This window comes from Microcystis sp. M49636_WE2, assembly GCF_030065375.1.
Taxonomy (GTDB): domain Bacteria; phylum Cyanobacteriota; class Cyanobacteriia; order Cyanobacteriales; family Microcystaceae; genus Microcystis; species Microcystis aeruginosa_C.
In genome coordinates this window covers 1-5,271 of the sequence record NZ_JASJFG010001083.1, presented here as the reverse complement: position 1 = coordinate 5,271, position 5,271 = coordinate 1, and the positions used below count along the sequence as shown (strand labels likewise).

The following is a 5,271-nucleotide window of genomic DNA, read 5'->3' as shown; positions in this document are numbered from 1 at the left end:
TTTCAAATATTTTGAGTATAAATACTCTATATACTCACTTCTCTGCGATGCAGTCGCACTCGCGGGAGCGCATTTTGTAGCCTGCTTAAAGCTTTGTTTCTGTCTGTATCACTTGTTACTTTTTAAAATGAGAATTGCTGCAGTCGTGATGTTGCAGTTGCTCACAGGCAGTCAAACTCAGGACGGTCGCGCAGCTGGCATCTTTACTGCCGACGACCTAATCAAAATCTTGCTGTATGTCCACGCTGCCAGGGAGCTACCGCAGAGCCTCGAACAGTTCACGAAAGACATCGGCAGCAACAGCACAGGCATCCCTGGACTTGAGCCTAACGAAATCATCGATTTGTACCAAAAGATCACTGACCATGCTAACGGCTGGACACCAGTCGAGGGCCTGGTGAAGGGGCAGGCTTCTAGCCTCAAAGTCGCATCGGATGACATCGTTAGAATTGGTGGCCAAGTCATCAATACCATCAACAAGATGGATATCATTGAGCAGATGCAAACCATCAACGACCCGACTGTAATAATCCCAATTTCTAGTGACAAGGACGCTAAAATTCAAATGGCGTTGCCAGAAGTCATCAAAAGGTTAAAGGCAACCTGCGCCGACCAGCAGCAACGGACGCTCAAGGTGCTTATGGCAGTGCGTGACTACAAAACCGATATCTCTGGTGGCACCCTATCGGACAACAGAACAGTGAATGGTCTTGAGCCAGCGATCGTAGACAAGAAAGGGCGGGCTAAGAAAGCCAATATGGATGATCAGATCAAAGAACTCCAAGACAGTATTGATAGCCTTGAAAAGGAGATCGATCAACTGAAGAAAGACTACGACAAGTATGTCGGGCTTGCATTCACTGGTGCCGTAGGCGGAATTATTGGTATCGCCATTACAGGCGGCATTTTTGGCGCTAAGGCCGAGAAGGTTCGGAAAGATAGGAACTCAAAAATCCAGCAAAAGGATGACAAGTCCAACGATCTCAAGCGGAAACAGCAGGTACAGGGCATACTCAATCAGTTTGCAACCCAATTTACAGATATTGGAATGCGTCTCCTAGATGCTCAGCAGTCCCTAGAGCACCTCGACTTCTTGTGGACTGACATCATCGCAAGAATTGATCAATCGGTTGATAAGTGGAATCAAGTCAAGGACAGCGATATGTTGCTGACCTTTGTTACTGACCTTGAAGGCATTGTCAACCCGTGGAAGGAAGTGGGTGACATGAGCACCGATCTTGGGAAAGTCTTTGACAAGGCTTATGAGGAGTTCAAAAAAACCTACGATTCCTAGTGAAAGCTCACCTCGATATATTTCCGCGTACAAGCCACGCTTTCCAAACACTTTTCAAACATTAGGATAAGGTCATCATGAGCACTATGCAGTTTTCCAATTCTAAAGCTAGTATCCCGAACTTTGAGTCTGTGGCACAGTCTGTCCAAACTATTAAGCGAAGCGTTCCTGCGATGAGCGATGGAGCATATTCCTACTTTACCGATCGCCTTAAGCTCGCCGCCACTGTAGCAGACGACCTTAATCAAGAGATCAGCAACGCTCTTGCCTCGCTGCCAACCTCGTTGAACAACATGAAGGTAGTCCAACTGCTTCTACAAAAAATTGGTGAGATTGACGAAGCCCAACGCACGGGCAGTATTTCTACTGAGCAAGCTAACACCGCACGGGCACAGTTGCAAGGCAGGCTGAGTAATGCAGTCTCATCCACCCTCACAGACTTTAACAATGCTGCGACTAAGCTTTCTGACTCTGCTGATCGCCTCTCAACAGTTGGGAAAGAAACCGAGGTGCGACTTAAGGATGCCATAGCCACCGAGACAGCAAACCATGAACGCCTAAAGCAAGACGTTGATCGTGAGTCCGCTCGTCTCAAAACCCTCAAAGAGCGCTATGATACCCTAGCTGCAGCCGTTGATGAAGCGCGGGGTGGGCCGACCGAAGAGCTTGTTGGACTCTTGCCAGATGAAGAGGAACTGTCGAACCTTCTTGATGCTGGCCCGGGCGATGCCGCTGCTCCGGAGGTTACAGTCGCGAAGAAGTCAATCGAGCTAGCCGTAAAGCAAATTAAGAAAATATTGACGGCTGTTGACAAGGTCATTAAATTCGAGCAACTCACCCAAATGCGCGATGAAGTCGGCAAGGCGGCAACGACGCAGCGCATTGTGGTAGAAGCCTTTCAAGAACGTCTGCGGGCGCAGAACGCGACGCTATCACAGCTAGACACAATTGGAACGGCGGGAACGTCCATGACAGCGCTGGCTACGGAAACCACTAAGCTGTCCACAGCATTCTTTAGTTTCGCGACAACACTTCGAGATTTCAACAATCAGGCGGTTACGGCGGATACCTTAATGACAATTATCAACGACATGGAGTTTTATTTAGAGCAAGCTCGCAATGAGCGTAACAAAGTCATCCTTTCTTAAATTGTTGTTCCGAACACGATCACCGTTCTTAATTGGGTGCGTGGAACGCACCTTTTACCTTTTCAAAACACTTTAATCTAAATAGCAATGCCTTACATTGCGCTAACATCTCCTGCATTATTCATTGCCTATACCGTCAGGAATTGTTATCGTACCCAAATCAGATCCATAAAAACCTTCAACAATCAATTAATAGATACCGAAAAACAGGGCGATCTTGGGATTTTAAATCAAACCCCTACCGCATAGGATAATAACGAATAAGTAGTCGTGCAAAATAAATTTCCTAGTGAAGAAAGGCACTCATGCAAAAGGCAAGAGGCAAGGGGGGGGTTAGATATGTGTAATTAATTTTGCTTAGGTACTTATAATCACCGTGTAAAGCATAATCTCATTCATCTCGAATTAATGGCATATCCAGCCCGTTGAAATTAGCTGATAAAATTAAAAAGGAAACCAACCCAACAGTGCGATCGCCGATCTTGTAGGGTGCGTTTCTTAACGCGCCTTTTGTGTTTTATATGCGTTACGCTACCCTAACCCCTCCTACCGTTATTCATCGTCAATATCGTCAGGAATAATGGGAATTTCTATCATTCCCCAATCGGTCAGATAAAGCCCCTGATAAACCGATAAACCCTAGAAAACAGCAAATCCTGCGGTTTTAAACCTAACCCATACCGGCCTGGATTGTCATGGGTATCATCACAACATAAAGATTCAATCCCGTAAACTGCCTTACCCAATATGCCCTTTTTCTCTTAATTGTGATTTTTATAAAAACTCAACATTTCTATACATATAATCAGGGTCTAAACATTCCCAAATCAAAACTAAATTGCTAATAATCTTTCCGATAGATTGACCTTGACGCGAATAAATAATACCACAATGTTCCAATCCCATTGAAGACAAAACCAGAAAATCATCATCAAAAGTGAAAACAACTCGGCCTTGCGACAAAGCATAAGCTAATTGCTCTTTATCAGAAGCCCCAATTAATCCCTCTTCAGGAGACGTTGTAATATCAATCCCTCTCATCCTTAAACCTTTGGCGATCGCATTAGAGACACTTTCATCAAGATGAAACTTCAGCTTATTGGCCATTATTCCCCTTTAAAATTTTTTCGACCAAAGAAGGCTGATCCCCTTGTAACTGTTTAGCAAAATTTTCGCTGGCTTCAATATCTTGGCGAATTTCTTCTCGATGATCATGGTAATACGCTAAAGCCGCATAAACATCAGCTAAAGTAATTGTTGGGTAATTATAAACAATTTCATCAGGAGACATTGCCATTTTTTCATGCCAGATGACAATATCTCGTACTTTAATACGGTGACCCGCAATACGAGGTTTGCCCCCACAAACACCAGGTGTTACTTCAATGTGTTGTGTAAAAACTAAAGATGACATAATCGTTAATTTAATTTATTTCTATGGATTGTAGCATTTTTCTTAAAAATGCGATCACTGGTCGTGTCGGATGTGTTACTTAACGCGCCTTTTATTGCGGCATCAGGAATACTTGTATCATCGCCAAGCTTTTGAGCAGACAGGAATTACAGAGCCAGTCCGTTGAAATTAGCCGTTAAAATTAAAAAGGAAACCAACCAAACAGCAAACCATGCTAAAAACCATCGAAGGCATTTATCAGGATGGACAAATCCGCTTCACCGAACTACCGCAAGGTGTGGGCGATCGCCTTAGAAACACCTTCATCCAGTGCGATCACCCGCTTCTGGTTAATTAAACGTTAAAACCGCGATTGTTTTGGTTTTTGAAAGAGCGAGCGCCGTGCTAACCTAGTGGACAGAAAGTAATCTACAAGCGATCAGTTGAAGCCATGAGTGAAGCCGTTGTAACACTTCTTAGACAGTTCAAAAAACTTTCAGCTAGAGAAAAATCTGAGTTCCTTTCAGCCAGCCTGAGTCCGACTGGAGACTATGGTGATTGGAGTAATGATGATGCAGTTCTTTTTGCCGCTCAATCGTTTGCTCGTCTAGATGCAGAGGAGGAAGCAGATGGGGAATCCGAAGCCAGTTCGTAGCGAAGTTTGGTTGATTGATTTTGGGATAGCAGCAAAAGTACGCCCCGCTCTTGTTGTGAGTGAACCTTATGGAGATGAGGATCGAGCTTTGATTGGTGTGATTCCTCATACAACTAGTATCAGAGGCTCCCAATATGAGATTCAGATCGACCTTCCCTTTCTGAAAAGAAAAGGTGCCTTCCTACTTCAGGGTTTTGTAACCGTTCCTCCACCCTATTTTGTGAAAAAGCTTGGAATGCTATCGGAATCACAGATGAAATTAATTGAAAACGGGCTGAAAGATTGGCTCCGCCTTTAATAATCGTCATATAAACCTTCGTCTTCTGGGGCATAACTATTCAGGAATGAAGGCGATCGCTAACCAAGGTTTTGGGCTGAATAGTAATCACCCACTTCCCTTTACCAATTCCTTGCACAATAGAACTGGGAAGATTGAGTTGCTCCCCTTCTTCAATTTCTACTTCAAAAGCTAATTTTAATAACTGATTTTTCATAAAACAAAAACACTTATATAGCAAACCTAAATGAGTTGTGAAAAGGCATCAAATCTTTTCAAGTTAGGAAATTTGAAAAGATTATATTTGGCAAAAAATTGAAATAAAAAATTAATAATTTTAAAGTTTTTGCCGAAACGATAAAACCTCCTGAGCAAATTTTTTAATTGAAACCAAATTGCTTCAACTGGATTTTCTTCTGGCGCATAAGGGGCAAAAAGTTCACAAGTAATTTTCCATTCTGATTTTGCTAATCCTTCATTTTGCTCTCCCAAAAAATTCTTCAT

8 protein-coding genes and 1 pseudogene are annotated in these 5,271 nt (G+C 43.3%); 5 read left to right on the top strand and 4 right to left on the bottom strand.

What is annotated here, in order from left to right; genetic code table 11:
• A partial coding sequence (locus PX484_RS25175; protein ID WP_288106123.1) for an alpha-xenorhabdolysin family binary toxin subunit A occupies positions 1–1,294 on the top strand: 1,294 nt, incomplete at its 5' end.
• Positions 1,295–1,371: 77 nt separating this feature from the next.
• Positions 1,372–2,442 carry a hypothetical protein gene (locus tag PX484_RS25170; RefSeq protein WP_287666541.1) on the top strand — a complete coding sequence of 357 codons (1,071 nt, stop codon included), beginning with the start codon at positions 1,372–1,374 and terminating at the stop codon, positions 2,440–2,442.
• Positions 2,443–3,216: 774 nt separating this feature from the next.
• Here the strand turns inward: PX484_RS25170 and PX484_RS25165 are convergent.
• Positions 3,217–3,549 (bottom strand): DUF5615 family PIN-like protein, encoded by a 333-nt coding sequence (locus PX484_RS25165; protein ID WP_079205520.1) that lies wholly within the window; start codon positions 3,547–3,549, stop codon positions 3,217–3,219.
• Positions 3,539–3,856 (bottom strand): DUF433 domain-containing protein, encoded by a 318-nt coding sequence (locus tag PX484_RS25160; protein ID WP_002769338.1) that lies wholly within the window; start codon positions 3,854–3,856, stop codon positions 3,539–3,541. The genes PX484_RS25165 and PX484_RS25160 overlap by 11 nt, the downstream gene beginning before the upstream one ends.
• 211 nt (positions 3,857–4,067) lie before the next feature.
• Between PX484_RS25160 and PX484_RS25155 the strand changes: the two genes are divergently transcribed.
• The 3 genes from PX484_RS25155 to PX484_RS25145 all read left to right on the top strand — a co-directional run bounded on the left by PX484_RS25155 (position 4,068) and on the right by PX484_RS25145 (position 4,788).
• Complete coding sequence (locus tag PX484_RS25155) at positions 4,068–4,193, top strand: hypothetical protein (RefSeq protein ID WP_283159974.1); 126 nt, start codon at positions 4,068–4,070, stop codon at positions 4,191–4,193.
• 93 nt (positions 4,194–4,286) lie between these two features.
• The gene (locus PX484_RS25150; protein WP_002797544.1) at positions 4,287–4,490 is read left to right on the top strand and encodes a hypothetical protein; all 204 of its coding nucleotides are present in this window, start codon (positions 4,287–4,289) and stop codon (positions 4,488–4,490) included.
• The gene (locus tag PX484_RS25145) at positions 4,465–4,788 is read left to right on the top strand and encodes a type II toxin-antitoxin system PemK/MazF family toxin (RefSeq protein ID WP_004163786.1); all 324 of its coding nucleotides are present in this window, start codon (positions 4,465–4,467) and stop codon (positions 4,786–4,788) included. The genes PX484_RS25150 and PX484_RS25145 overlap by 26 nt, the downstream gene beginning before the upstream one ends.
• Positions 4,789–4,828: 40 nt before the next feature.
• Here PX484_RS25145 and PX484_RS25140 read toward each other — a convergent pair whose 3' ends face one another.
• On the bottom strand, positions 4,829–4,984 hold the full coding sequence (locus PX484_RS25140) for a hypothetical protein (protein WP_287666549.1): 156 nt from the start codon (positions 4,982–4,984) through the stop codon (positions 4,829–4,831).
• A 26-nt stretch (positions 4,985–5,010) separates the two neighbouring features.
• Positions 5,011–5,271, bottom strand: a pseudogene (locus tag PX484_RS25135) (IS630 family transposase); the annotation flags it as partial.